Raw genomic sequence first — 25224 nt, 5'->3', positions numbered from 1 at the left:
GTCGCCGCGCCGAACGAAAAGACTTTAGCAAGCGTGTCCGCATGGACACCGTTGATCTGAATACGTCACCGCATTCGATGCGCTGTTATGGCTGCGGGTGGCGCGTTTCGCCCCCCTTCTTCTTCAAGAGCTGTATGAACTGACGCATGGCGGGCGTCTGATGGCGCAAACGGTGGCGCACAACAGCGATGGTGCGTGCTGGCGTGCTATCGGCCAAAGCCCGATACACGCGCCGCTTGCTCCGGTCGCCCTCTTTAGCCATCTCCGGAATCAAAGAGATGCCCTGTCCCGCAGCGATCAGCGAGAGCACGGTCGGAAGCTGTGCGCTGCGACAGGCGACCTTCGGTTCGAACTCCCGTTGCCGACAAAAGCTCGCCACCTGTTCGCCCAAACAGTGCATTTCGCTCAAGAGGATGAACCTTTCGGCGCGCAGATCCTCTAGCCGCACGCGCTTGCGTCTAGCCAAGCGATGCCCGCGCGGCATGGCCAGCCACAACGGCTCGGTGAAGAGCGGCTCGACGCGCAGGCGCGCGTCCGCAACAGGCAGGGCGACGATGGCGAGATCGATCTCGCCCGCAACCGCGGCGGCGAGTAACTGATGTGTGACATCTTCCTGTAGCAAGATCTCCACCTCCGGATAACGGCGCAGGAAAAGCTCGATGGCCGAAGGGAGCAGATATGGCGCCACCGTCGGGATGACGCCAATGGCAAGCTTGCCTTGAACGGTGTGCGTCGCATCGCGCATTTGGCGTTCGACCTGTTCGACTTCGGCGAGAATCGCCGTTGCGTGATCGAGCAGGAGCCGTCCGGCATCGGTGAGCACGACGCGCCGTCCCAAACGGTCGAACAGGCGCTGGCCGAGACGGCTTTCGAGTTTCATGATCTGTTGGCTCAAGGAGGGCTGCGAAACGTGGCAACGTTCGGCGGCGCGACTGAAACTGCCCGTTTCGGCGACGGCGACGAAATAGCGCAACTGGTGCATCTCCATCTTCGGTTCAAGCCCCTCACGAACTATAGTTTTTTCCTATCGGAAATATACGAAGAAAGTATTTTACATTATGATCCGTTCCGGCTATAAAACCACCTCGTTCTCATCAAGCGGCGAGCGCCTCCGACAGCGATCCATCGTGCGGAGGCATCGCTTTCTCGAAATTTGCCATACTCGCAGAGGAGGAATGCAACTATGTTCTTGCGCATCAACAGGCTACAGATCGAACTGCCGCAGCCCAAAGAGGCCTCGCCGGATGCCGCAGCCGCTGTCCAAGAGCTTCTCGGCGGAAGGTTCGGCGAAATGTCGACGCTGATGAACTACATGTACCAATCGTTCAACTTCCGTCAGCGCGATAAACTCAAACCGTATTACGACCTGATCGCTAACATCGCCACCGAGGAGCTGGGGCACATTGAACTGGTGGCAGCGACGATCAATCTCCTGTTGCAGGGAGCGACGTCCGATGGCGATCCCGTATCAGCGCCGCTATCGCCCGGTGTGCACGCGCGCAACACGCGCCATTTCATCGAGACGGCGCAAACCGCAGTGGTCGCCAACTCCATGGGCAAGGGCTGGTCAGGCGATTACGTCTTCAACAGCGGTAACCTCGTGCTCGACCTGCTGCACAATTTCTTCCTCGAATGCGGCGCGCGCACGCAAAAGATCCGCGTCTACGAGATGACCAATGACCCGGTCGCGCGCGAGATGATCGGGTACCTGCTCGTGCGCGGCGGCGTCCACGCTTTGGCTTACGCCAAGGCTTTGGAGACGGTAACGGGCGTCGATGTGAAGAAGATGTTGCCGATCCCGGACGTTCCGAACTCAAAATTCCCCGAAGCGCGGCGCTACGAAGAACGGGGCTTCCATCGTTTCCTCTACCGCTTCAGTCTTGAAGACTACAAGGACATCTCCAAACTCTGGACGGGCGAGCATCCGGACGACGGGCAACCGCTCGAAGTCAAAGACGGGCCGCCCGAAGGGGGCGAAGTGCCAGTGTTGCCGAACGTCGAGGAAGAGTTCGCGCCGGGCGTGAACTTCGCGACCTTGAACGAGATCGCCAAAAAGATTCTCAGCTGAAATACAGGGACAAGGCTGAGGATGGGACCGGCGGCATTCTCGCGATGGCGCCGGTCTTCGTTTTTGCGCTGGAAGAAAGGTCTTGCATTGGACCGGCTTCGGGTCTATGCTCGCCGATAAAGCGACTGCAGATCCGTTGCGAGGAGGGTTTGAGCATCATGAAGCGGAACCTGCTGGCGTTGATTTTAGGCGGTGGGGCAGGCACGCGCCTCTTCCCGTTGACGCAACGACGCTCCAAACCGGCCGTCCCGCTCGCTGGCAAATACCGTTTGGTTGATGTCCCGATCTCGAACTGCATCAACTCGGATGTGACCAAGATATTCGTTCTTACGCAATACAACTCCGCTTCGCTCAATCGCCATATCGCCCAGACCTATCGTTTCTCGCAGTTCAGCGACGGTTTCGTCGAAATCCTCGCCGCCGAGCAGACGCCGGAGAACCCGCAATGGTTTCAGGGCACAGCCGACGCCGTTCGCCAAGTGCTGCCGCACATCGAGGATTGGCGCGTTGAGACGTTGCTCATCCTTTCGGGCGATCACCTCTACCGCATGGACTATCGCGAGTTCATTCGCCGTCACGACGAGACGGGAGCTGACGTGACCATTTCGGTCATCCCGTGCGCCCACGAATCGGCTTCGGAGTTCGGGCTTTTGAAGACTGATGAGACGGGGAGAGTGGTCGAGTTCCGCGAAAAGCCAAAGGGCCAAGCGCTCGAAGCGATGCGCGTCGATACGCGCGCCTTCGGACTGAGCGATGAACAAGCCGCCGCACGCCCCTTTCTCGCTTCCATGGGGATATACGTCTTCAACTACAAGAAGATCGTCGAACTGCTCAAACAGGACACCTCGTGGGTCGATTTCGGGCGCGAAGTGATTCCAGCGGCGATCCGCTGCTGCAACGTGCAAGCCTATCTGTTCAAAGGCTACTGGGAAGACATCGGAACGATTTCGGCCTTTTACAAGGCCAATCTGGACTTGACTTCGCCGCTTCCGAAGTTCAACTTCTTCGACGCTGATGCGCCCATCTACACGCGGGCGCGGTATCTGCCGCCGTCGAAGGTCCACAACTGCGAGATCGTCGACTCGATCATCAGCGAAGGCTGCATCATCAACGGCGCGCGCATTCACCGGTCGATCATCGGGCTACGCAGCCGCATCGGGCGCGGCGCGTTCATCGAGGAGACGATCTTGATGGGCGCCGACTATTTCCAGACGCTCGAAGAGATGGCTGAAGACCAACGCGCCGGCCTGCCGCGCGTCGGCATCGGCGAAGGCTCCATCATCAGCCACGCGATCATCGACAAGAACGCGCGCATTGGAGCCGGCGTCCAGTTGATCAACGAAGCCGGTCTTGAGTGCGTCGACGGACCGGGCGGCATGTTCTACATACGCGACCGCATCATCATCATTCCCAAAAACGCCGTCGTTCCCGACGGCACAGTGATTTGAATGCCGTCGCTTCGGATGGCATGATGATTTAACGCGCAAGAATTAGCGCAAGACCACGAGGGTGTGTCCGCCGATGTCGCAGACACCGCGTTCCCTAGCGCATACGACTTCGTGGACTTGAAAGCTTCTTCCGCGCGCTCCGTTATCTCCCGGCGCGTGCGATTCGGCATAGGAAGACCGTTTTCGAGTCGCGTCGGTTGAAACCTTTCGCTGCGCTCGTTCGTTATAATCACGAAAAGCGAGAGAATTCTTCCCCGACGGAGGGAGACGAGATGAAGAGCTTTCTAGCATCGCTCGCGCTATTCGGACTCATGACGATGAGCCTGCAAGCGCAACAGAACTTGCCGCCGCTGATCCCACGCGAAGTCCTTTTCGGCAACCCCGAACGGGCAAGCCCGCAAATTTCGCCTGACGGGCGCTTGCTCGCCTATTTGGCGCCGCACAACGGCGTGCTCAACGTTTGGGTGCGCACCATCGGCCAACGGGATGATCGCGTTGTCACCGATGATCGCAAACGCGGCATACGCATCTATTTCTGGCAGCCCGACAGCCGCCACATCATCTACCTGCAGGATCAAAACGGCGATGAGAACTGGCGCGTCTACCAAACATCTATAGAAACCAAGCAGACGCGCGACTTGACGCCGTTCGAGCGCGTGCAAGCGCGCATCGTCGCCGTCTATCCAGACATCCCGGATCGCATATTGGTGGCGCTCAACAACCGCGATCCGCGCTTACATGATGTTTACCGCGTCGATTTGAAGACCGGCAAGCTCGAGCTCGACACGCAGAATCCGGGCGACGTGGCCGATTGGGTGGCGGATAACGAACTGCGCGTGCGCGCGGCGGAAGTCCTTCTGCCCGATGGCAGCGCGGAGATACGCATTCGCGATAACGAGCGATCGCCGTGGCGGGTCTTCCTCAAGTGGGGGCCCGACGAATCTTTCGGCGGGATCGCGGGGTTCACACAAGACAACCGGCGCGTGTGGTTGATTTCGAGCGTCGAGGCGAATGCGGCGCGATTGCTCGAAGTCGACCTAGCGACCGGCAAGCAGCGCGTCATCGCCGCTGACCCGCAGTATGACGTCGGCGGCATTCTGGTTCACCCGCGCAAGCGCACGCTGGAAGCGGTCAGTTTCGTGCGCGCGCGTACCGAGTGGCAGATCATCGATCGGTCGCTCGAACCCGATTTCGCTGCGCTGCGCAAGGTGCGCGATGGCGATATCTCGATCAGCAGCCGTGATCTCGACGACCGCACGTGGATCGTCTCTTACGTTGTAGATGATGGACCGGTCTACTGGTACACATATGACCGTCGGAGCCGCCGCGCGCAACTGCTATTCAGCAACAATTCGAAACTGGAAAAGTACAAACTCGCCAAGATGCAGCCCATCTCGTTTCGCGCGCGCGATGGGATGACGATCTACGGCTACCTGACCCTGCCCGTCGGCGTCGAACCGCGCGATCTGCCGATGGTGCTTCTCGTTCACGGCGGCCCGTGGGCGCGCGATACGTGGGGCTACAACCCAATGGTCCAGTGGCTTGCCAATCGCGGCTACGCCGTGCTGCAAATCAACTTCCGCGGCTCAACCGGATACGGCAAAGCCTATCTGAACGCCGGCGATCGCGAGTGGGCCGGCAAAATGCACGACGATTTGATCGACGGCAAGAACTGGGCCGTCAAACAGGGCATCGCCGATCCGAAGCGCGTCGCCATCATGGGCGGCTCATACGGCGGTTATGCGACTTTGGTCGGGCTCGCCTTCACGCCGGATGACTTCGCAGCCGGAGTGGACATCGTCGGGCCGTCCAATCTCGTTACGTTGCTGCAATCGATTCCGCCCTACTGGGCGCCGATCAAGGCTACTTTCAACAAACGCATGGGCAGCGACGAAGAATTTTTGAAGTCGCGTTCGCCGCTGTTTCGCGCCAACCAGATCAAGAAGCCGCTCCTGATCGGACAGGGAGCGAACGATCCGCGCGTCAAACAGGCCGAAAGCGATCAGATCGTTGAGGCTTTGCGCAAGGCCAACATCCCGGTCGAGTACATCGTCTACACGGACGAAGGGCACGGCTTTGCGCGTCCCGAGAACCGTTTGCATTTCTACGCCAAGGCCGAAGAGTTCCTCGCCAAACATTTAGGCGGACGCTTCGAGCCGATGGGCGAGATCCGAGGCCACTCCGGCGTGATCAAGTAAGCGCCGGTGCGCGCAGCGCATTCGCTTTGCAAGCCTTGCGAACATCGCCGCGCGCGTAACTGCCATGAACTCGCACGAAACGGCATGTGCATACGATTCCGGCAACACCTTGCCACGTGAGTAGGTTTGAGTGGGCGTGCGGCAATCGAGCGAAGTTCGGACCGCTTTTGTCTGGCAGTTGAGAGACTGGATCTCGGCTAGGACTTTATTCGGAGGCCGTCCTTGGACCGAACGCCTTCGGCTGGCGAACGGGACGAACTTCGCTCTGCTTTTCGGCTCTGCTTTCGACGTCGCGCCTCGATGCCGCCATGCCGCGGAGCGCGCTCGCCGACCAAACAGAGGCGCGACGCTGACCTTAACGTGGAGGCGTTTGAATTGGCTTCATGGCCTTCCGAGCAAGCTCGATCTAGCTGCGTCGACGAATTGAATCCTTCTCTCTAGTCTGCCAAGCTGTAGTCGAATCCGAAACGACCGATCTTGATCTTGCCCCGCCCGCCCGTTGGCGGCTCAATGTAGAAAGAGTAGATCGCGCCCCGTCTGTTCTCGACGGTCGCTCGCACGGCTCCGACCTGACCGCCATCGGTTGCCCTGTAGAAGACGACGCGCAACGCATCCACGGCCAACCGCTGGTAACCGAAGACGTATTCGCCCGGCGATAGATCGAGATCGCCGACTCTAATGGGCACTTGTGTCTTGAAGAAATGCGTGTATTTGCCTTCGGCTTCGTAGCCGGCCGTGATGATTACGACGCCGAAGATGTGATGTCCGCTGCCATCGACGATCCCCGAAGCGGTCCGCAACTCGGTCTCGATTCTCTCTTTGATGACGGGCGCGCGCTCCGGGACGACGGCGCGCAACTCATCTTCGGTCATCCGGCGCCATTTAGCAATCTCCTGGTTTCCGCGCGCGTTTTCGATGGACCAGTCTTCACCGAACGACGACGAGCCGCCGACCATTGCGCACAGCGTCAACAAACAGATCGATGAAAAGAGCCTTCCTCTCATCTTCGCCCCCTCGAACGAAAATCGGCGTGCGACCTAAATCTGCGTCTCACCAACTGCGACCCGGCGCGATGCTTGCGTCCTCGAACGAAAATCAGCGTGTGGGTTGCACCTTCATCTTGCGACAAGATCTTAAACCGATCGCTCTGCAAACGGAAATCGCGAGGTCGCTTGGCGCCTTTGGCGTCGGGATCGGCAAGCCGATTCGTTCAAGGCTTGCGCGCGTCCGAAGGCACGGCGCGCGGGATGTCGTCGATCGAGAGCGCATCGGCCGGTTCACTCTTCGCGCCGCGGAGCACGGGCGGCAACTTCGGACGTGGGATTTTGATCGTCTCTAAAGCATCAGCACGCTTCAAGATGCTGCCGTTGCTTCCCGCTACCCACAGTTTCGCGTCGCCGCGAAAAGCGACGGCGTAAAGACGAGCGCTTCCGACGTTCGGCACCAGACGCCACGTCACACCACCGTCGCGCGTTTGCAAAACGAAGCCCTGATCGCCGACCGCTGAAGCGTGATCGCGGTCGGCAACCGCGATGGCGAAGAGGTTGACGCCAACGCCGCTCTCCAGATCGCGCCACGTCGCCCCGCCATCATCCGTGCGCAAAATCAAGCCGCGCGCGCCGACGATGTAGCCGCGACGAGCATCGGCGAAAGCGACCGCGTAGAGCCATTCGCGTGCTTTGAGATCGAGGAAATTCCACGTCGCGCCGCCATCGGTGGTGCGCAAGATCGCCCCGCCCGAGCCAACTGCCACGCCCGTTTTTTCGTCCACGAACCAAACGGCTTCGAGCCACGCGAGCGTGTTCGAGCGCTGAAAGCGCCACGTCGCGCCACCGTCGCTCGAATGCATGATCGTCCCGCGCGCGCCGACGATCCAGCCTCGGTTCTCATCAATGAAATGCACGCCGAGCAAGTCCTGATCCGTTTCGACAAGGACCTTCTGCCAGATCAGGCCGCCATCGGCTGTGCGCAACACTGTGCCTTTGTCGCCGACGGCCCAACCGCGCCGTTCATTCACGAAGTGGACGGCGTTTAGCCGCGCGTTCGTCCCCGACGGGCGAACGGTCCAGCTCCTCCCTCCTGAATCGGTGAAGAGTATTTTGCCACGCGCGCCGACGGCCCACCCCCTTGCATCGTCGATGAAGAAGATGTCCGTCAAATCATCGCGCACGCCGTCAGTTAAACGTCGCCATTCGATGCCGCCATCATCCGTGCGCAAGATCAAACCGCCGTCTCCGGCCGCCCAGCCCGTCCTGTCATCGGAGAAATAAACTGTGAGCAAGCGCGGTTCGGTCTTGACGCTCACTGGCAACCACCACTCGCCGCCGTTGCCCGTGCTCAGCACAATGCCGTCGTCGCCGACGATCCACCCGCGCCGTTCATCGCGGAAGAAGACCGATACGAGACCGGCTTTGACGTAACTTTCTACCTTCTGCCATGTCTTGCCGCCATCGCTCGAACGCAAGATCGTGCCGCTCGCTCCGCAGGCGATCACCTTCTGTTTGCCAACGAAGGCTACGCCAGTCAGCGCGACCGCCGTCTCCACTGAACGCGGACTCCACGTGCTTCCGCCGTCCTCTGTGACCAGCACTAGACCGCGATCGCCGACCACCACTCCACGCTTCTCGTCGGCGAAGGCGACGTTCCACAACCGCGCGTTCACCCCCGACGCTTGCCGGTGCCAACTCCTTCCGCCATCCGATGTGGCGATGATGCACCCGTATGTGCCAACGGCCCACCCGTGTCGCCCATCTGGCGCAAAAGCGACGGCATAAAGATGGTCTGAAACGCCGCTTCGCACCTGTTTCCACCGATTGCCGCCATCATCGGTCACCAAGACGACGCCGCGCGCACCGACGATCACTGCTGAACGACGATCCCGAACGAACAGTCCGTAAAGGGCCGTGCGCGAAGGCGACGCCTGCCATTCCCAATTGAAGCCGCCTGACACCGTGTGCAAGATCGCACCATCGGCGCCGACGGCCCACCCGTGCGCACCATCGGAAGCGAAGCGAATCGCGTAGATGGCGCCACCCTGCGGCACAGGGTTCTGCCACACCCACGCGCGACGAGGCTGTGCGCTGGCCGCCGTCGCGCAGAGCAACAAAAGCAGAAGCACGTTGAATTTGAGCAGGAAAGACGACACGATTCGGTTGCGCGCGCTTGTTCTTCGGTCGGGATCGAAGAAGCTGCTCGAAAGTTGAACTCCTATCAACTGGCCGACAGCCGAGGAATTCACCGCGGCATGACTTGCGGCCTTCTCGATCACAAACGCCCGGGCGACGCTGAAAACGCTGCTGGCTCCGAGATTTCAGGACGACCGAGGTCGCGCAAGCAACGCTTAGGCCGAACGGCAAAAGCTTCGATGCGCAACGCGCCGCTCGAGGTTACCGTGTCGACCCGAAAATGGCCGCTAGATCTCGCCTTTTTGAACGACGCGCTGCGCTCGCTCCTCCAACTGCTGGAGCAACTCCGGCTCGACGCGCCCCGCACGAGCGATGCGGCGCGCCGTCTCATCAACGGCTTCCTGAATTGGATGTCCGGCGTGACCGCGCGTCCACAACCATGTGATCTCATGTGCGTCGGTGGCGCGCTCAAGCTGCCGCCACCAATCGCGGTTAGTCCTTTTGCAAAAGCGCCCCGTCATCGTCTCGACGACGTAACGCGAATCCGTGACGACCGACACGCGGCAAGGCTCGCGCAGAGCTTCGAGGCCGAGGGTCGCCGCGGCGATCTCGGCCTGTTGATTGGTGGCATTTCCCAAGTAGCGCGCGACCGCACGCCAAGAGGCGCGATAGTTCAAAAGCGCGACCGCGGCGGCGCGCGCCTCGCCGTGTCCATTGCCCAAACTCGATCCGTCGCAGTAAATCGTCACCGTTTTCAAACGCTCTCCTTTTTGCCCTGACAATTCTTCAGACGAAGCGGCTGCATTTGTGGTCTGAATAAAGCTCGAAAGATGCGCTCTCGGATCCGATCGGTTCACCCGACCGAGGCGAGGCCGAACCTTTCATCGCGTCGCACGCGCTCGATCATCTGCGCCGTATCGCGCGTGTGGCGTCGCTCTGTGATGTAGCGGTCGGCTTCGCGCCGCGCCTCTTCGAGAAGGCGCAGGTCGCGCACCAGATTCGCTAGCCGAAACATGGGCAATCCCGATTGACGTGTGCCGAGGATCTCGCCCGGACCGCGGATCTCCAAGTCCTTCTCCGCGATGCGAAACCCATCGGATGATTCTTCCATGATGCCCAATCGTTCGCGCGCGACCGAGGTCTGTTTATCTGAGGCGATCAGCACGCAGAAGGATTGTTCGGCGCCGCGCCCGACGCGCCCGCGAAGCTGATGAAGCTGCGAAAGGCCGAACCGTTCGGCGTGTTCGATGATCATCACCGAAGCGTTGGGCACATCGACGCCGACTTCGATCACGGTCGTCGAAACGAGGATCTGCGTCTCGCCAGCGACGAAGCGGCGCATCACCTCCTCTTTCTCCGCTGCCTTCATCTTGCCGTGCAAAAGCCCAACCGTGAAGTGCGGGAAGATCTCATCGCGCAACTTCTCGTACATGCGCGTCGCCGCCTTGAGGTCTAGCTTCTCTGATTCTTCGATCAGCGGATAGACGACGTAGACCTGCCTCCCTTTGCGCACCTCGCGTTCGATGCCGCGATAAACCCCAGCGCGATTGTCTTCGCCGACGACCACCGTTTTTACGGGGGTGCGCCCAGGCGGGAGCTCATCGATCACCGACACGTCCAGATCGCCGTAAACGGTCATCGCCAGACTGCGCGGAATGGGCGTCGCCGTCATCACGAGCACGTCCGGATTGTAGCCGCGCTCGCGCAGCGCGGCGCGTTGAAGCACGCCGAAGCGGTGCTGCTCGTCGATCACGACGAGGCCGAGCTTATGGAACTTGACCGCCTCTTGAATCAGCGCGTGCGTGCCGATGCAACAGTGGATTTCGCCCGCCGCTAGGTCGGCGTGTAGACGCCTTTTCTCGCCCGCACGAAGACTGCCGGTGAGCAACTCCACGCGATAAGGCGTCGGCGCGAGCAGGCGTTTGATGTTGCGCGCATGCTGTTCGGCGAGTATTTCGGTCGGCACCATCAGCGCCGCCTGATAGCCGTTCTCCATCGCCGCGAGCATCGCCAAGACGGCGACCACCGTCTTACCGCTTCCGACATCCCCTTGCAGCAAACGATTCATCGGCGCGTTCGACTGCATGTCGTCGAAGATACGGCGAACGGCCCGTTCCTGTGCGGTAGTGAGTTTGAAAGGTAGGATGGAGAAGATGCGCTCGCGCATCTTCTCCGTGATCTCGATGACGGCGCCCTTTGGCTCCGCTTCGCGTTCGCTGCGGCGAAGCGCGAGTGCAAACGAAGTCCAGAAGAACTCCTCGAAGATCAATCGCCGATGCGCCGGACTGCGCGCTTGCTCGTATTGGTCAAGTGGCGCATCTTCCGCTGGGAAGTGTATGCGCCGCAACGCTTCGGCGCGACCGACCAGATTTTGACGCGCGATCAAGTCGGCGGGCAACGTCTCCGTGATCGCCTCATCCGGCAATCGGTCCAGCACGGCATGCATGATCTCGCGCAAGCGTTTCGTGCGGAATTCGCCCAGCTTGCGATAGATCGGCACACGTCGCCCGGCGTGGATCGTCGCCAACGCAGGATCGCCCTCGTCATCTTCAGCTTCATCTTCCGGCAAGTCTTCGGCGAGCGTCGCTTTCTCTTCCGCGCGCGCTTGCTCTTCGGCGAGTTTCAAAAGGCCGTGCGCTGGGGCCTGCCCAGGGAGCACCTCCAGTTCATCGGGCTTGTTCAGACGCAACGCGAAAGTATTGCGCCGCGCGTCCCACTCCCATCGCCCGAAAGCGATGAAGCGCGTCCCGCGCGCGAACTTCTGCGTGTAGTATTTGACGATGCGCGATGCCTGATGGCCCGAGATGAACCACCAGACGACGACCGGTCTGCCCGTTTTTTCGGCATCGCTCGCCGTGATCTCGAAGATGTAAAGCGGCGGTTTTTTGGCCGAGCGGTTGCGTCCGACCTGATAGCCTCCAGCGACGCGCGCGTAAAGTTCAAGCGAAGCTTCCACACCGTTGCGCAGATCGATGATGCGCGCCAGATGCGACCGGTCCTCATAACGCATCGGGAAATAGGTAAGCAGATCCTCGACCGTCGCTTCAGCCGCATCGCGCTTGCCGACGTAAGCAGCGACCGCCAACGCCAGCCGACGCGCCCCGTGCTGGCCCAGTCGCGGGATCCCACATTCGGAAAGCGAAATCAGAGGTGTGGCAAGCGATAGCATCTACAGCGTAAGAGGCTCCTCCGATCAGTTCGCTGACGCGCAGAACCGATCGAACGCCGCGATCAATTGGCGCGCGATGCGCGGCGCGTCGCTCGCTTCGATCTCGCGCCGCTCCATCATGTAAACGAGTTCGCCGTCCTTCAAAATGGCGATCTGCGGCGATGAAGGCTGATAACCGGTGAAGTAGCTACGCGCGCGCGCCGTCGCCTCGATGTCGGCTCCGGCGAAGACCGTGATCACGCGATCCGGCTTGACGGGGTGTTGGAGGGCCATCGCCACTGCCGGACGCGCTTTGCCCGCCGCGCAACCGCAGACCGAATTGACCACGACCATGACGGTCCCCGGTTGATTGATGGCCCGGTCAACGTCTTCGGGCGTGCGCGCCTCTTCGATGCCGAGCCGCGTCAATTCTTCGCGCATCGGTCGAATCATGATCTCAGGATAAGGCGTCATCTCGTTTGCCTCCATCTTCGTCTGGAAGTTTCGTTTCGCACGCTCGAAATTTTAGACCCTTGCGTTGATCTCTTCAAATCATGCCGAGCCTTATCATCGACAACGGCTTCGACAGCGCGGCCAATCGCGGCGACTTTTATCGCTTTCCGCGCGACAAACGGCGCGCTCGAAGGCGTCGCGCTCATCGGACACGCGACGCTTTGGAAAGCGCGTGCCGCACGCCGCCACGCGCGCTTTCGCCCATTGGCGAAAGGCGGCTCGCAACTACGCTTCGTTCGCGCCGCGCCTGACGAACTGAATCGTTCTGGAAGCATTATGCGGCGGGCGACTCGCGCGCCACGTCGCATCGGCTGCGAGCTGCTCCTCGCAAGAGGGGTTCGAGATGCGCTGCTTGGTCCGCAGCTTGAACTGGAGCGTGCAACGCTGAAAGATTTGGAAAAGGTCGCCAAAACCAACGCCCGCATAGTGCTGGAAGGAGAGCGGCATCGAGCGCCCGCGAGCGAGATCCGGAGGGATTCCGCGCGCGAGTCGCGCGCCGCATCAAAGGCGCGTCTGCGTTTGGAAGGAAGAGCGACAAGTTGATCCTCAAGGCGGACGCCGTCGCGCGACGGCGACTCGGTCGCATATCTCGAGGGCGTCCACATAGCACCTGAAGAGCGCGGTCGGGGCTACGGGCTGCATGAACGGTCTGAGCGCGCGGCTCGCTGAGCAGGTACAAACCATCTGTTTGACGTTGAACGAACAACGCCGTAACGTCTTTGGATTTCACATCAAAGCCGCATGCACCTTGCGCGCAAGGCACGAAACGTTGTATTTTTAGAGCGACTTGCCCCCCAATTTGATTCGCGTCCTCCCTTTAATCAATTAGATGACCAAACACGTTCGGCACAATCGTAGTCGCAAAGCTGAACCCGCTGACCTGTACAGGTGGTTGATCGTCTGCGCAGGAGCGCTTGCCGTGTTCGATGCGGCCTGGCACTTGCAACCAGGACGCTTCGATCCCGGTCTTCTCGTTCTCGCCGCGCTGGCCGCGTTGACCAGTCTATATCTTGCCATTCCCGTTCCGCGCTTCGACACCAACATCACTGTTTCCGACACGTTCATCTTTTTGGCATTGTTGCTCTACGGGAAAGAATCGGCAGTACTGCTCGGAGCCGTGGAAGGCATCTTCGCCGGCTTGCGCGCGAGCAAAAGCAAGCGCCCAGTAACGATCCTCTTCAACGCAGCCGCCGTCGCCTGTTCGGTGTGGATGACAGGGCACGCAATGCGCGCGGCTTTCGGCGAACCAGTTGATTTACTGAATAGGTCGTGGTCGGTGGTGGTAACGGCTGTTAGCGCGATGGCGTTGGTTCAATATGCGACGCACACGTGGTTGGTCGCCATTGGGCTGGCCATCAAAACCGGACAATCGCTCTGGCAAGCTTGGCGACGAAACTACCTCTGGTCATCCATCACGTATTTCGTCGGAGCGGCAACTGCTAGCGCCATCGTCTGGTTGAACGCAACGGTCGGGCTATACGCGCTGGCGGTTGCGCTGCCAACCATCGTCATACTCTACTTCACTTATGCGAACTATCTCGAGGACATTCGAGCCACCGCGGCGCAAGCGGAACTGGCCGAGCGAAGGCGAGCCGAACAGGCCGAGCAACACGTGCGCGAACTGAATCGCTACATCGCCGAACTGGAGCAGACGACGCGTGCGCTCGAAGAGAGTCGCGAACATTTTCGCTACGTCGCCTTTCACGACGTGCTCACCGGGTTGGCGAACCGCGCCCTCTTCGCCGAACACGTGCGGCTGGCCATCGAGCGCGCGCGCCGTCATGCGGATCAAACCTTTGCCATCCTCTTTCTCGACCTAGACCGTTTCAAGTACATCAACGACTGCCTGGGTCACGCTATTGGCGACAAGCTCCTTATCGCCACGGCACGGCGGTTGGAATCTTGCGTCCGGCAAGTCGACACGGTGGCGCGTTTCGGCGGCGACGAGTTCGCCATCTTGCTCGACCGCGTAACCGATGCGAACGAAGCTGTTCGCGTCGCCGAGCGGATTCAAGAGGCATTGTCAGTCCCTTTTCAACTCGACCGGCACGAAGCGTTCGTCACGGCCAGCATCGGCATCGCTTTTGGCCGGAACGGCGAATACATCGAGCCGGACGAAATCATCCGCGATGCCGACATCGCTATGTATCGCGCGAAAGAAGGCGGCAGGGCGCGCTACGAACTCTTCGACAAGGAGATGCACTCGCGGGCCGTCTCGCGTTTGCGGTTGGAGAACGATCTGCGTCGCGCGCTCGCCAAACGAGAGTTCTGCTTGCATTACCAGCCGATCATCAACCTACAGACGGGCAGACTCGCCGGCTTCGAGGCGTTGGCACGTTGGCAGCATCCGGAGCGCGGCCTCGTCTCTCCGGTCGAATTCATTCCAGTAGCGGAAGAGACTGGATTGATCATCCACATCGGGCGTTGGATGATGCAAGAAGCCTGCCGTCAGATGGATGCATGGCATCGCCAATCGCCCGTCAACCGCCAACTCACTTTAAGCGTCAACCTTTCCGGCAAACAATTGACGCAAGCGGACCTGCTCGATCAAATTGAAGCGATTCTCAACGAGACCGGTCTTTCGGCGCGCGCCCTGAGATTGGAAATCACCGAAACGGTCGTCATGGAGAACGCCGATTCAGCCGCTGCGGCCTTCGAGCGGCTGCGCAAAATGGGCGTCCGCTTGAGCATCGATGATTTCGGCACGGGCTATTCGTCGCTCGGTTACTTGCATCGTTTCCCATTCGATACGCTCAAGATCGACCGCTCTTTCGTCGGCAGCATCGGACGGAGCGACGAGAACTTGGAGATCGTTCACACCATCACCAAACTGGCCCACAACCTCGGCATGGAAGTCGTCGCCGAAGGAGTTGAGCGCGAAGAACAGGCCATCTTGCTTCGATCGCTTTCGTGCCACTACGGGCAGGGGTTCCTCTTCTCCAAACCGCTCGACTGCGCTCAAGCGACGCAGTTCATCGAGCTTGTAAGCAGCGGCGAACAGAAGCCATTCTTCTCGCTGCCGCCTACTGCCGAAGAAACAAACGGCGTGGACATCCCTTTCATCATGTGAATCGAACCCATCGTTCGAGAACAAGGGTTGATCCCTCCCCGCGCAGCGCGCGCAAAAGACCTTTCCCCTGCGCGTTGCGTGATCTGCCGGATCTAGCCCGCGCTCATCGCGCGAGGCTGCCAACGGCAAGCTTGCTTTTCGCCCGCGCGCTCGGCTAAATTTAGCTCTTGCCTGAAGTTCAATCCCGCACAAGCGGTATGCGGCGCGGGCGGTTTTCGCCGCAGCCATGCGAGCCTATTGAAAGGGAGTTCCACACACGGCCATGAAAGTCTATTCAACTGAGCGGATTCGCAATCTCGCTTTCATCGGACACGGTCACGCTGGCAAAACGCAACTCATCAGCTCGCTTCTCTATCTGGCAGGAGCGACTTCGCGCTGGGGCAAAGTCGATGAGGGGACGACCGTCACTGACTACGACGAAGATTCCATCGCGCGGAAGATCACGCTCAACATCTCCGCTGCGTATCTCGAACACCGCGAAACCAAAGTCAATCTGCTCGACACGCCCGGTTTCGCCGGCTTCGTCGTTCATGCGCGACCGGCGCTGCGCGTCGCCGATTGCGCCATGGTCGTGGTCGATGGCATCAACGGCATCGAAGTGCAGACGGAAAAGACTTGGAGCTATGCCAATGAGTTCATGGTGCCGCGTGTCATGGTCATCACCAAGCTCGACAAGGAGCGGGCCGATTTCGGCATGGCGCTCGATTCGGCCCGCAACGCCTTCAGCCGCGCCATCGTCCCGTTCACGCTGCCCATCGGCAAAGAGAAGGACTTTCGCGGCGTCGTTGATGTCGTGCGCATGAAGGCCTACGAATTCGACGAACAAGGCAAAGCGCATGAACGAGAGCTGCCCACCGAAGGGCGCGACATCGTCGAGGCGGCGCGCGAGAAATTGATCGAAGTGATCGCTGAAACCGATGACAGCTTGCTTGAAAAGTACTTCGAACAAGGAACGCTCGGCGAAGAGGACCTGCTGCCGAACATCACGAAAGCCATCGCCTCAAGCAAGCTCTGCCCGGTCTATGCCGTGTCGAGTTTGACGTTGGTCGGCTTGCAGAACCTCCTCGAAGGGATCATCGAATTCGCGCCCGCGCCGAACTACCACGAAGCCGAATACGGCCATGCACCGACCGACATGAACGGGCAACCGATCGCGCGCCGTTATGACGCGAACGAACCGTTCTCGGCTTATGTCTTCCGCACCATCGCCGATCCGTTCGCCGGGCGCATCAATCTGATGAAGATCATCAGCGGACGCATCAAGTCGGACGCCGTGGTGCTCAACTCCACGCGCGGCGTGCAAGAGAAACTCGGCGCGTTGCACGTCATGCAAGGCAAACAGCTCGAAAAGATCGACGAGGCGATGGCGGGCGACATCATCGCCTGCGTCAAATTGAAGGAGACGCAGACCGGCGATACGCTCTGCGATAAATCGGCGCCCATTGTCTATGATCCGGTCCAGTATCCAGAGCCAGCGATCGCTTTCGCCATCGAACCGAAAGCGCGGCAGGACGAGGAGAAGATCAGCGCGGCGATTCACAAGATATTGGAAGAAGACCCAGCGCTGCGTTTCACGCGCGATCCGCAAACCAAAGAGTTCTTGATTTCAGGCACCGGTCCGCTTCACGTTGAAGTCGTGGTCGATAGACTAAAGAAACGCTACGGCGTTGAGGTCAACCTCAAGCTGCCCAAAGTGCCTTACAAAGAGACGATCACAGCGCGCGCCGAAGTGCAAGGCCGCCACAAGAAACAGACCGGTGGGCGTGGGCAATTCGGCGATTGCAAGGTCGTCTTCGAGCCGCTGCCGCGCGGGCAGGGTTTCGTCTTCGAAGATCGCATCTTCGGCGGAGTGATTCCGCAACAGTTTCGCCCGGCGGTGGAAAAAGGAATCCTCGAAGCCGCTGAACAAGGCGCGATCGCCGGTTACCCGGTGGTCGATTTCAAGGCGATCCTCGTTGATGGGCAGACCCATCCGGTCGATTCGGATGAATACAGCTTCCGCGCCGCTGGGCGAAAAGCTTTCCGCGCCGCGATCGAGAAGGTCAAGCCGGTGCTCCTCGAACCGATCATGAATGTCGAGGTCACCGTTCCGCAAGAGTGCAGCGGCGACATCATGGGCGATTTGAATGCGCGCCGTGGGCGCGTTCAAGGCATGGAGATGCGCGGCAAAAATCAGGTCATCAAAGCGCAAGTGCCGCTCGCCGAGATGCTCAACTACCAATCGACGCTCAATTCGTTGACGGCAGCGCGCGGTTCATACCACATGGAATTTTCGCACTACGACATCGTGCCGACGCACATCGCGCAAAAGATCATCGAACAAGCGAAGGCCGAAGGTCGTATCCGCGCCGAAGAAGAAGAATGACGAACCGAGGTCGCACAGCAGCAGCGGGTGCAACTTCTTCGTAAATTGCCTCTTGCTCCAAGGCGCGTGGCAAAACAGCGAGAGGCAAGTGACCGAAAAAAATATGTGAGACGGCAACTGCGTTTAGTGCGCGAGGGCGTGCACGCCAACACCGCACAGGTGATGAGACTGTGGGTGAAGCGGCAACGGCCTCGTGAGCGTTCATCCGCTGCTCGTGCTTACCGGATGGATCGAGCGCGAGTTCGAATGCGCTTTCGCGTCTGGCGCGGTCACCATCAAACGACGCGCGGAACGGTCATGAGCTTTCTTCCGCTCTGTCTATCTGGCCGAAACGTTTTTGGAACTCTTCAGAGCTTAAACGCAATTCCAACCAATGGTCGAACAGCTCCGGCGTCCGCAACCAAACGGTGAACCAGCGTGCGATCTCTTCTTTTTCCTCTCTCTTCCGCGGATCGACTTTCGGATTGCGTGCGATCATCGCCGCACGACGCTTGCCGGTCAGACCGATTTCGCGCAGACGGCGCAATCCTTCGCGATCGCCCGTCCGTTGGAATCGCCGACGCAAATTTTCCAGTTGCCGTATCGAAGCGGCGGCTTGTTTGAAAGAGCCGAAGCGCAAGATGTTGCGAAACATCGGGGCGTACAGATCCTGCGCCCGCCAGCGCGCGTCCAATTCCAAAACTTCAGCGTACCGTAGCTCGGCCCCCTCTTCGGCCAAAACGCGCGCCATGGCCGCCGGGCTTTCAACGGCCCCTTCGCCAAACGCGGCTTTGACCTCGGCAGCGATGACCTCCAGCTCCTTGGCTCCCACCGATTCGCAATCGAGGCTCTCCCAAACTTCGATGATGAGGTCGCGCTTGGTACGCGCGCGCCAACGCCCGCGCTCTTTTTGTTCCCTACCCTTCATCGCAACGCTCGGTTCGATCGCCTTGCGCTGCGTCACGATATCACAAACGCGCACCAGTCGAGCAAGCATCTTGGCGGCGCACAAAGACGCCCGCCGCAGCGCACTTTACGGGACGAAATCCGGGAGCTCATGACATGCGACTGAAGGTCGCGCAGTTCTACCACACCGACTTCGCTGCCTCCATCTGCGTGCATCGTTAGCCGGCAACTCGAAACTGCCCCTGATTCTCCGCGCGCTTGACGTTCGCCGCCCGACCGCGCCAAGATTAACGCTATAGGTTCGAGGGAGAGAAGCATGAAAGAAAGGGAAGACCAACCGACGCCCGAACGCGACCCCGCCCCTGAACCGCCCGTGCCACCTGACCGCGATCGACCTTCGCCCATGCGCGAGCCGGAGCAGCACCCTCCCATCGAGGATCCGACGCCGCCGGAACCGCCGCGCATAGCGCGCGCCGACTCACACGAGTCGCGCTAGCGAAAATCGAAAGGCAGCTATGAATGACCGCGTTGTACGCGCTCCTTTTGCAACCGAGTCGCTGGCTCTCGATATGGAAGCGATCGCGCGTCAACTCAATGCGCGTCCTTTCAAACCACATCCGCTCTTCCGCAGCGCACATGCGCAAACCTTGGCCGCCTTTCTGTGGCCGCGCCGTTTTTTGTTCCGCGCGGCGCAGTACGACGAAGCGCGAACGTTCGAGGTCGAGCCCGACGTGCGACTCTTGGCGCGCTGCCGCTGGCAAGAGTCGCGACGCGAACGCGCAACGGTGATCTTGGTTCATGGCTTCGAGGGTTCGGCTTCTTCCGTTTACATACTCGGCACGGCGGATAAAGCCTTTCGTGCCGGATTCAACGTGGTTCGCTTGAACATGCGCACCTGCGGAGGCACGGAGCATTTGACGCCGACGCTTTATCATAGCGGATTGATTCGCGATTTCGATTCCGTGATCGGCCAATTGGTCGAACAGGACCGACTTCGTGCGCTCTTGCTCGTCGGCTTTTCCATGAGCGGCAACATGACGCTTCGTCTGGTCGCCGAATATGGCGCCGCGAGGCGTCCGGAGCTTGTGGGCGCAGTCGCCGTCTCGCCCTCGCTCGACTTGAACGCCTGCGCCGATGCCATCGAACGGCGCGAAAACAGGATTTATCAACGCAGTTTCCTGCGAAGCTTGCGCCGACGTATGCGCCGCAAACACCGCCTCCACCCAGACACATACGATCTTGCGCCGCTACGCCGCGTGCGGACCATACGCGATTTCGACGAGTTTTTTACGACCAAATACGGCGGCTACCGAAGCGTTTCGGAGTACTACGCCGCAACGAGCGCAAAAGAACATCTGGCGCACATACGCCGCCCGACGCTGATCATTCAAGCGCAGGACGACCCGCTGATTCCATTCGCTTCGTTTCCGCACGAAACGATCGCGCGCAATCCATACATCATCATGCTCGCACCCCAAAACGGCGGGCACGTCGGTTTTCTCGCCAAATCCACGGTGGGCGAAGACCGCTGGTGGGCGGAAAACAGGGCAGTAGAGTTTTGTCGCCTGATCGCCCACGATGGCCTTCTGACGCACTGAAGAGGTAGCGCAAGAAGGGAGGCTTTCTTGTATAATTGAAAGCTTCGCGGAGACGTTTCGCCAAGAAGTCTCATGGATACGTTCTTTAAAATCGTCGTCGTCTTTCTGCTCGTTTTCGCCAACGGGTTCTTCGTTGCCGCGGAGTTCGCTTTGGTCGGCGTGCGCCGCTCGCGCATCGAGACGTTGGCCGCCGGTGGGGATCGTCGCGCGCGAAGGCTCCTCGATCTGCTCAACAACCTGAACGCCTACATTTCCGCCACACAGCTCGGCATCACTATGGCTTCGCTTGGCCTTGGTTGGATCGGCGAGCCAGCAATCGCCCATCTGCTTGAAGCGCCGCTGGCGGGGCGCGTCTCCGATCCAGCGCGGCACGCCATCTCGTTTGCTGTCGCCTTTTCGATCATTACGTTTCTCCACATCGTTTTGGGGGAACTAGCTCCCAAGACGCTGGCGTTGGAATTGGCTGAGCGCGTGGCGTTCGTCGTCGCGCTGCCGATACAGATCTTTTATCGCGTCTTTCGCTGGCCCATTCGCGCGCTTGACTGGGCTGGGACCAAAACGGTGCGACTCCTCGGCCTACGTCCCTCCGCTCAACACTCCGCCATCTACACGGAAGATGAGATCAGACAGTTGATCGAAGCTTCGAGTCGAAGTGGGCACCTCCAACCCGAAGAACAACAGTTGATCAATCGCGTCTTCGAGTTCTCCGAAGCGGAGGTGCGCGAAGCGATGGTCCCCCGCACGGCGGTAGTCGCGCTGCCCGTCACGGCGACGCTCGAAGAAGCGCAGCGCGTCTTTTGTGAAACGGGTTATTCGCGCCTGCCGGTTTATCGCGAACGTTTCGACGACATCGTCGGCGTCCTTTTCATGAAAGACCTGATGCCGTGCCTGCGCACGGATGATGCGCGTCCTTTCAACCTTGAACGATTGCTCCACCCGCCACTCTTCGTTCCGGCCACCGCGCACCTCGGCACAGCGCTCGCGCAGATGCAAGCGGCACGCACGCATCTGGCTTTCGTCGTTGATGAGCACGGCGGCGTCGAAGGCATCGTCACGTTGGAAGACCTGCTTGAAGAGATCGTCGGCGAAATTCACGACGAATATGATGAAGAGGTCCGTTCGCAGATCGTCGAGGAGAACGGGACGTACGTCCTCGACGGCATGATCGCCGTGCGCGACGTAAATCGCCGCTTGCACCTGAAAATCCCGGAAGACGCTGGGTACACGACGCTCGCCGGATTCCTGCTGGCCAAAGCGGGCAGATTACTCCGACCGGGCGAATCGGTTGAGCACGACGGTGCGCGTTTTACCGTCGAACGCGTCGAACACCGCCGCATAAGGCGCGTCAGGCTCACTCCCCTCGCCACGCGCATGCCGCAACAAACGACGGCATAAAGACCAGACGACACTGGAAGTTCGACCGTTCAATAAGCGACGAGTCTTCGCGCGATGCTCTTTATTTCGCCTTTGCATCTTCGCGCGAACTGTTGCATCATGCCAGTTCGGTCCCTGTACGCGCTGAACAAGCGCGTGAAATCGAGCAAGATGATCCGCATACTCGTTACCAACGACGACGGCATCCATTCCGACGGCCTCATCAAGCTGGAGGAGGCGCTGCGCGAAGTTGGCGACGTTTACGTCGTCGCGCCCGAATCGGAGATGAGCGGCGCATCGCACAGCCTGACGCTCGCGCGTCCGTTGCGTATCCGTCAAATAGACGAGCGCCATTGGACGGTGGATGGAACCCCGACCGATTGCGTCACGCTCGCTTTGAACAAAATCTTGACGGACGATCAACGCCCGCACATTTGCGCTTCTGGCATCAACTACGGCGGCAATCTCGGCGATGATGCGACCTACTCGGGAACGGTGGCGGGCGCACTCGAAGCGACCATTCTGGGCGTGCCCGGATTAGCTTTCAGCCTCGTTGCGCGCGAGAGCTTCAATTTCACCGAAGCGGCGCGCTTTGCCGTCGTCGCCGTCCGCAAAGCGCTCGCCGAGGGTTTGCCGGAGGGCACATTTCTCAATATCAACATCCCGCCGGGTCTGATTCGCGGCGTGCGCGTCACACGGCAAGGGATCAAGAACGCGCGCCCCGTCATCACCGAGCACATCGACCCACGCGGACGTCCTTATTTTTGGATCGGCGAAGAGATCATTGCGTGGGACGCCGCTGAAGGCACCGACTATTGGGCCATTGAACAAGGCTTCGTGTCGGTAACGCCAATGCGCAGCGATTTGACCAATCACCAAGCCATTCCGGCGCTGGCCTCTTGGAACTTGCTCTCGGCAGAGCAATCGGTCGAACCGCAAGCATTGAGCGAGGAAGCCGTTTCAACAAAGGAGTGACGCGCGACGTGCTGAACGCTTCATCCTCATCGCACCGACCGCCCAACCATTTCGATTTTCGTCTCGCCCGCGAGCGCATGGTCGAACGACTGCGCTCGCAATGCGGGATCAAGGATGAACGCGTGCTCGCGGCGATGCGCGAGATCCCGCGCCATCTGTTCGTGCCCGAAGCTTTGCAAAGCCGCGCTTATGGCGACCATGCGCTGCCGATCGAAGGCGGGCAGACCATCTCGCAACCGTGCATCGTCGCGCGCATGACGGAACTGCTTGACCTCAAGGAGCGTAGCCGCGTGCTCGAAATTGGCGCCGGATCGGGCTATCAAACGGCGGTGCTCGCTCGGTTGTCAGGCCAAGTCTATTCGATCGAGCGCATCGCCGAACTGGCGCGCGCCGCGCAAACGCGCATTCGCCACCTAGGGATCTACAATGCCACCGTCAAATGCTTCGACGGAACGCTCGGCTGGAACGCGCATGCGCCGTATGATGCCATTCTGGTGGCGGCGAGCGGTCCGACGGTGCCTGAACCCTTGCTCGCGCAACTCAAAACGGGAGGCCGACTCGTAATGCCGGTCGGTCGCTCGCAAAACGACCAACGGCTCATCTTGATCACGCGCACCGAAGCCGGCTACGAACGCGAAGATCGAGGACCATGCACATTCGTTCCGCTCATTGGGCGTTATGGTTGGACCGATGAGCATCGCCGATGAACGCGCCTCGCGCCTTATGAGGCGCAGGCGCCAACCGTTTCCGCTGTAGCGTGCGCTCCGACGGACGATGCGTCAGCGGAACATCGGTTTCGAAAATAGGTTCAAGCGATCATGGAAGCGCTCTACGAACTGCTGCACCAACTCAAAGAGTACATCGACCCGCGCACCATCGCCGCCGCCGGATACGTCGTTCTGTTTCTTGTTGTCTTCGCTGAAACGGGGTTAGCGGCGGGTTTCTTTCTGCCGGGAGATTCACTGCTCGTCGTCGCCGGGCTATTCGCTGCCAAAGGAGACTTGAACGTCTTCGTCCTGCTGATCTCGCTCTTCGTTGCCGCGGTCGTAGGCGACGCGGTGGGATACTTTACGGGCGCGAAGTTCGGGCCGCGCATCTTCAGTCGCCCGAAGTCGTTGTTCTTTCGTCCTGAATACCTGCAACGCGCGCATGATTTTTACCTGCGTCACGGCGGCAAGACGATCATCATCGCGCGTTTCGTGCCGATCATTCGCACCTTCGCGCCCATCGTCGCTGGAGCGGCCCAAATGCCTTACCGCCAATTCGTCGTTTATAACGTCTGCGGCGGCTTCCTGTGGGCCTTCAGCATGATTCTGACCGGTTACTTTCTGGGCAGCATGATCCCCAACTTGGATCAACATATCGAAAAGCTCGTCATCATCGTCGTCGCGCTCAGCCTCATGCCGCCTGTTATCGAACATTTCAGGCACAGAAGGCAGCGCGCCCGTCAAGCCCAGTCGGCGCCGACCAAAGACCTAACTTGACGCGCGATAACCAACGTGCGGAGGAGAAGAACTGATCACCTCCTCGCGCCGGACTGGGTACAAGAAGAACCGATCGCCTCTTCGCGTCGGCGCCGAGTTTGACACGTGAGTGACCAACGCTTAAAATTTGAACTTCGATTGACGGGGCGTGGCTCAGCCTGGTAGAGCGCACGGTTCGGGACCGTGAGGTCGGAGGTTCAAATCCTCTCGCCCCGACCATTTTCAGCGAGGGCCTGACGCCGAAAAGTGTCAGGCCCTTTGCCTTCAGCGATGATCCGACCAAGCAAAACAACACCGAACTGATATGTGAGCGGACCGCAGCAGCCGCCGCCTTGTCTTCGGCGATGAACAGTGCTCAGAGCGCTTAAGAGCATGAATGGAATCGAAAGTTCTTCCTCTACCCCCCTTTATTCGAAAAACCAGATGGATCGAAGCTACACAGTCCTCATTCCTGATCTCGCCTAGCTTCTCGCTCGAAAAAAACAAGCGCGGCGATTCAAAGAGGTCTTCAACGCGAAAGACCTAAAGCCGTCGTAATGCTCTGTGGAAGGCATCTTCCGATGAGCCAGGAGGGATTCCGATCACTCCAGCACGCTCTCATGCCTCTTGAATTTTGCGCTTAGGTCAACGCGAAGTTTCGTAATGATGAGTCGGTTTGTTTCTCAGCGCGCCGCCATTGGGTCGCGTCGGAGGATCGATTTGGTGGGCCGTGCAGGGCTCGAACCTGCGACCCGCTGATTAAGAGTCAGCTGCTCTACCAACTGAGCTAACGGCCCACGGTAATTATCCCGATGGGGTCGCGCAGTGTCAAGCGAAGGCAAAGCGACGCACGGCTTGTTTTCAATAAGCTTTGAGGTTCTAAAGGGAGGGGCCGGTTTAGAGAGGGCTCCGCCGAAAAGACTAAACTCTTTTTTCCAGAAGACGCGAAAAGGCACCGATATCCACGCCCTCTTTCACCGCTTCCGCGGCATCT

18 protein-coding genes and 2 tRNA genes are annotated in these 25224 nt (G+C 59.8%); 12 read left to right on the top strand and 8 right to left on the bottom strand.

The genetic code is table 11. From position 1 onward, the window contains the following. Positions 1-85: 85 nt before the first annotated feature. Positions 86-982 carry a LysR family transcriptional regulator gene (locus tag C4334_RS08185; RefSeq protein WP_352431592.1) on the bottom strand — a complete coding sequence of 299 codons (897 nt, stop codon included), beginning with the start codon at positions 980-982 and terminating at the stop codon, positions 86-88. Between the two features lie 201 nt (positions 983-1183). On the opposite strand from C4334_RS08185, the gene C4334_RS08180 reads away from it, so the two are divergent. The 3 genes from C4334_RS08180 to C4334_RS08170 all read left to right on the top strand — a co-directional run bounded on the left by C4334_RS08180 (position 1184) and on the right by C4334_RS08170 (position 5714). Then, on the top strand, positions 1184-2068 hold the full coding sequence (locus C4334_RS08180) for a manganese catalase family protein (protein ID WP_352431591.1): 885 nt from the start codon (positions 1184-1186) through the stop codon (positions 2066-2068). A 158-nt stretch (positions 2069-2226) separates the two neighbouring features. Beyond that, positions 2227-3516, top strand: a complete 1290-nt coding sequence (locus tag C4334_RS08175; protein WP_352431590.1) for a glucose-1-phosphate adenylyltransferase — start codon at positions 2227-2229, stop codon at positions 3514-3516. A 272-nt stretch (positions 3517-3788) separates the two neighbouring features. Beyond that, positions 3789-5714, top strand: a complete 1926-nt coding sequence (locus C4334_RS08170) for a S9 family peptidase (protein WP_502943421.1) — start codon at positions 3789-3791, stop codon at positions 5712-5714. Positions 5715-6151: 437 nt separating this feature from the next. Here the strand turns inward: C4334_RS08170 and C4334_RS08165 are convergent, their stop codons facing one another. The 5 genes from C4334_RS08165 to C4334_RS08145 all read right to left on the bottom strand — a co-directional run bounded on the left by C4334_RS08165 (position 6152) and on the right by C4334_RS08145 (position 12476). After that, positions 6152-6718, bottom strand: a complete 567-nt coding sequence (locus C4334_RS08165; RefSeq protein ID WP_352431589.1) for a hypothetical protein — start codon at positions 6716-6718, stop codon at positions 6152-6154. Positions 6719-6924: 206 nt separating this feature from the next. Continuing rightward, the gene (locus tag C4334_RS08160) at positions 6925-8859 is read right to left on the bottom strand and encodes a YCF48-related protein (protein ID WP_352431588.1); all 1935 of its coding nucleotides are present in this window, start codon (positions 8857-8859) and stop codon (positions 6925-6927) included. Between the two features lie 267 nt (positions 8860-9126). Beyond that, complete coding sequence (locus C4334_RS08155; RefSeq protein WP_352431605.1) at positions 9127-9588, bottom strand: ribonuclease HI; 462 nt, start codon at positions 9586-9588, stop codon at positions 9127-9129. 104 nt (positions 9589-9692) lie between these two features. After that, positions 9693-12008 carry an ATP-dependent DNA helicase RecG gene (gene recG, locus C4334_RS08150; protein WP_352431587.1) on the bottom strand — a complete coding sequence of 772 codons (2316 nt, stop codon included), beginning with the start codon at positions 12006-12008 and terminating at the stop codon, positions 9693-9695. Positions 12009-12032: 24 nt separating this feature from the next. Then, entirely contained in the window at positions 12033-12476 is a 444-nt protein-coding gene (locus tag C4334_RS08145) for a BrxA/BrxB family bacilliredoxin (RefSeq protein ID WP_352431586.1), read from the bottom strand. A gap of 853 nt (positions 12477-13329) precedes the next feature. Between C4334_RS08145 and C4334_RS08140 the strand changes: the two genes are divergently transcribed. Further along, positions 13330-15570 carry a putative bifunctional diguanylate cyclase/phosphodiesterase gene (locus C4334_RS08140; RefSeq protein ID WP_352431585.1) on the top strand — a complete coding sequence of 747 codons (2241 nt, stop codon included), beginning with the start codon at positions 13330-13332 and terminating at the stop codon, positions 15568-15570. Between the two features lie 262 nt (positions 15571-15832). Continuing rightward, positions 15833-17935: an elongation factor G gene (gene fusA / locus C4334_RS08135; protein ID WP_352431584.1), complete on the top strand. Its 2103-nt coding sequence runs from the start codon at positions 15833-15835 to the stop codon at positions 17933-17935. Between the two features lie 295 nt (positions 17936-18230). Here fusA and C4334_RS08130 read toward each other — a convergent pair whose 3' ends face one another. After that, a complete protein-coding gene (locus C4334_RS08130; RefSeq protein ID WP_352431583.1) occupies positions 18231-18911 on the bottom strand; it encodes a hypothetical protein in 681 nt (226 codons plus the stop codon). A 225-nt stretch (positions 18912-19136) separates the two neighbouring features. On the opposite strand from C4334_RS08130, the gene C4334_RS08125 reads away from it, so the two are divergent. The 7 genes from C4334_RS08125 to C4334_RS08095 all read left to right on the top strand — a co-directional run bounded on the left by C4334_RS08125 (position 19137) and on the right by C4334_RS08095 (position 24470). Continuing rightward, positions 19137-19316 (top strand): hypothetical protein, encoded by a 180-nt coding sequence (locus tag C4334_RS08125; protein WP_352431582.1) that lies wholly within the window; start codon positions 19137-19139, stop codon positions 19314-19316. Positions 19317-19335: 19 nt separating this feature from the next. Further along, entirely contained in the window at positions 19336-20418 is a 1083-nt protein-coding gene (locus C4334_RS08120; RefSeq protein WP_352431581.1) for a YheT family hydrolase, read from the top strand. Positions 20419-20490: 72 nt separating this feature from the next. Then, positions 20491-21813 carry a hemolysin family protein gene (locus C4334_RS08115; RefSeq protein WP_352431580.1) on the top strand — a complete coding sequence of 441 codons (1323 nt, stop codon included), beginning with the start codon at positions 20491-20493 and terminating at the stop codon, positions 21811-21813. A gap of 150 nt (positions 21814-21963) precedes the next feature. Next, complete coding sequence (surE, locus tag C4334_RS08110) at positions 21964-22767, top strand: 5'/3'-nucleotidase SurE (RefSeq protein WP_352431579.1); 804 nt, start codon at positions 21964-21966, stop codon at positions 22765-22767. Positions 22768-22844: 77 nt separating this feature from the next. Continuing rightward, on the top strand, positions 22845-23474 hold the full coding sequence (locus tag C4334_RS08105) for a protein-L-isoaspartate(D-aspartate) O-methyltransferase (RefSeq protein ID WP_352431604.1): 630 nt from the start codon (positions 22845-22847) through the stop codon (positions 23472-23474). Positions 23475-23585: 111 nt separating this feature from the next. Continuing rightward, complete coding sequence (locus tag C4334_RS08100; RefSeq protein ID WP_352431578.1) at positions 23586-24251, top strand: VTT domain-containing protein; 666 nt, start codon at positions 23586-23588, stop codon at positions 24249-24251. 142 nt (positions 24252-24393) lie between these two features. Beyond that, positions 24394-24470 (top strand) — tRNA-Pro (locus C4334_RS08095). A gap of 481 nt (positions 24471-24951) precedes the next feature. On the opposite strand, the gene C4334_RS08090 is transcribed toward C4334_RS08095, so the two are convergent. Beyond that, positions 24952-25027: transfer RNA gene (locus C4334_RS08090), tRNA-Lys, on the bottom strand. Between the last annotated feature and the right edge of the window lie 197 nt (positions 25028-25224).

Source organism: Pyrinomonas sp. (genome assembly GCF_040289685.1).
Lineage (GTDB): Bacteria > Acidobacteriota > Blastocatellia > Pyrinomonadales > Pyrinomonadaceae > Pyrinomonas.
The sequence above is the reverse complement of the archived record's forward strand: the minus strand, read 5'-3'. Positions and strand labels throughout refer to the sequence as shown.

Bases quoted from the DNA above. Each gene is read 5' to 3' on its own strand.
- C4334_RS08180 (WP_352431591.1), top strand. From the start codon at position 1,184: ATGTTCTTGCGCATCAACAGGCTACAGATCGAACTGCCGCAGCCCAAA.
- C4334_RS08120 (WP_352431581.1), top strand. From the start codon at position 19,336: ATGAATGACCGCGTTGTACGCGCTCCTTTTGCAACCGAGTCGCTGGCT.
- C4334_RS08130 (WP_352431583.1), bottom strand. From the start codon at position 18,911: ATGCTTGCTCGACTGGTGCGCGTTTGTGATATCGTGACGCAGCGCAAG.
- recG (WP_352431587.1), bottom strand. From the start codon at position 12,008: ATGCTATCGCTTGCCACACCTCTGATTTCGCTTTCCGAATGTGGGATC.
- C4334_RS08115 (WP_352431580.1), top strand. From the start codon at position 20,491: ATGGATACGTTCTTTAAAATCGTCGTCGTCTTTCTGCTCGTTTTCGCC.
- C4334_RS08185 (WP_352431592.1), bottom strand. From the start codon at position 982: ATGCACCAGTTGCGCTATTTCGTCGCCGTCGCCGAAACGGGCAGTTTC.
- C4334_RS08165 (WP_352431589.1), bottom strand. From the start codon at position 6,718: ATGAGAGGAAGGCTCTTTTCATCGATCTGTTTGTTGACGCTGTGCGCA.
- C4334_RS08140 (WP_352431585.1), top strand. From the start codon at position 13,330: ATGACCAAACACGTTCGGCACAATCGTAGTCGCAAAGCTGAACCCGCT.
- C4334_RS08125 (WP_352431582.1), top strand. From the start codon at position 19,137: ATGAAAGAAAGGGAAGACCAACCGACGCCCGAACGCGACCCCGCCCCT.
- C4334_RS08145 (WP_352431586.1), bottom strand. From the start codon at position 12,476: ATGGAGGCAAACGAGATGACGCCTTATCCTGAGATCATGATTCGACCG.
- C4334_RS08100 (WP_352431578.1), top strand. From the start codon at position 23,586: ATGGAAGCGCTCTACGAACTGCTGCACCAACTCAAAGAGTACATCGAC.
- surE (WP_352431579.1), top strand. From the start codon at position 21,964: ATGATCCGCATACTCGTTACCAACGACGACGGCATCCATTCCGACGGC.
- fusA (WP_352431584.1), top strand. From the start codon at position 15,833: ATGAAAGTCTATTCAACTGAGCGGATTCGCAATCTCGCTTTCATCGGA.
- C4334_RS08170 (WP_502943421.1), top strand. From the start codon at position 3,789: ATGAAGAGCTTTCTAGCATCGCTCGCGCTATTCGGACTCATGACGATG.
- C4334_RS08175 (WP_352431590.1), top strand. From the start codon at position 2,227: ATGAAGCGGAACCTGCTGGCGTTGATTTTAGGCGGTGGGGCAGGCACG.
- C4334_RS08105 (WP_352431604.1), top strand. From the start codon at position 22,845: ATGGTCGAACGACTGCGCTCGCAATGCGGGATCAAGGATGAACGCGTG.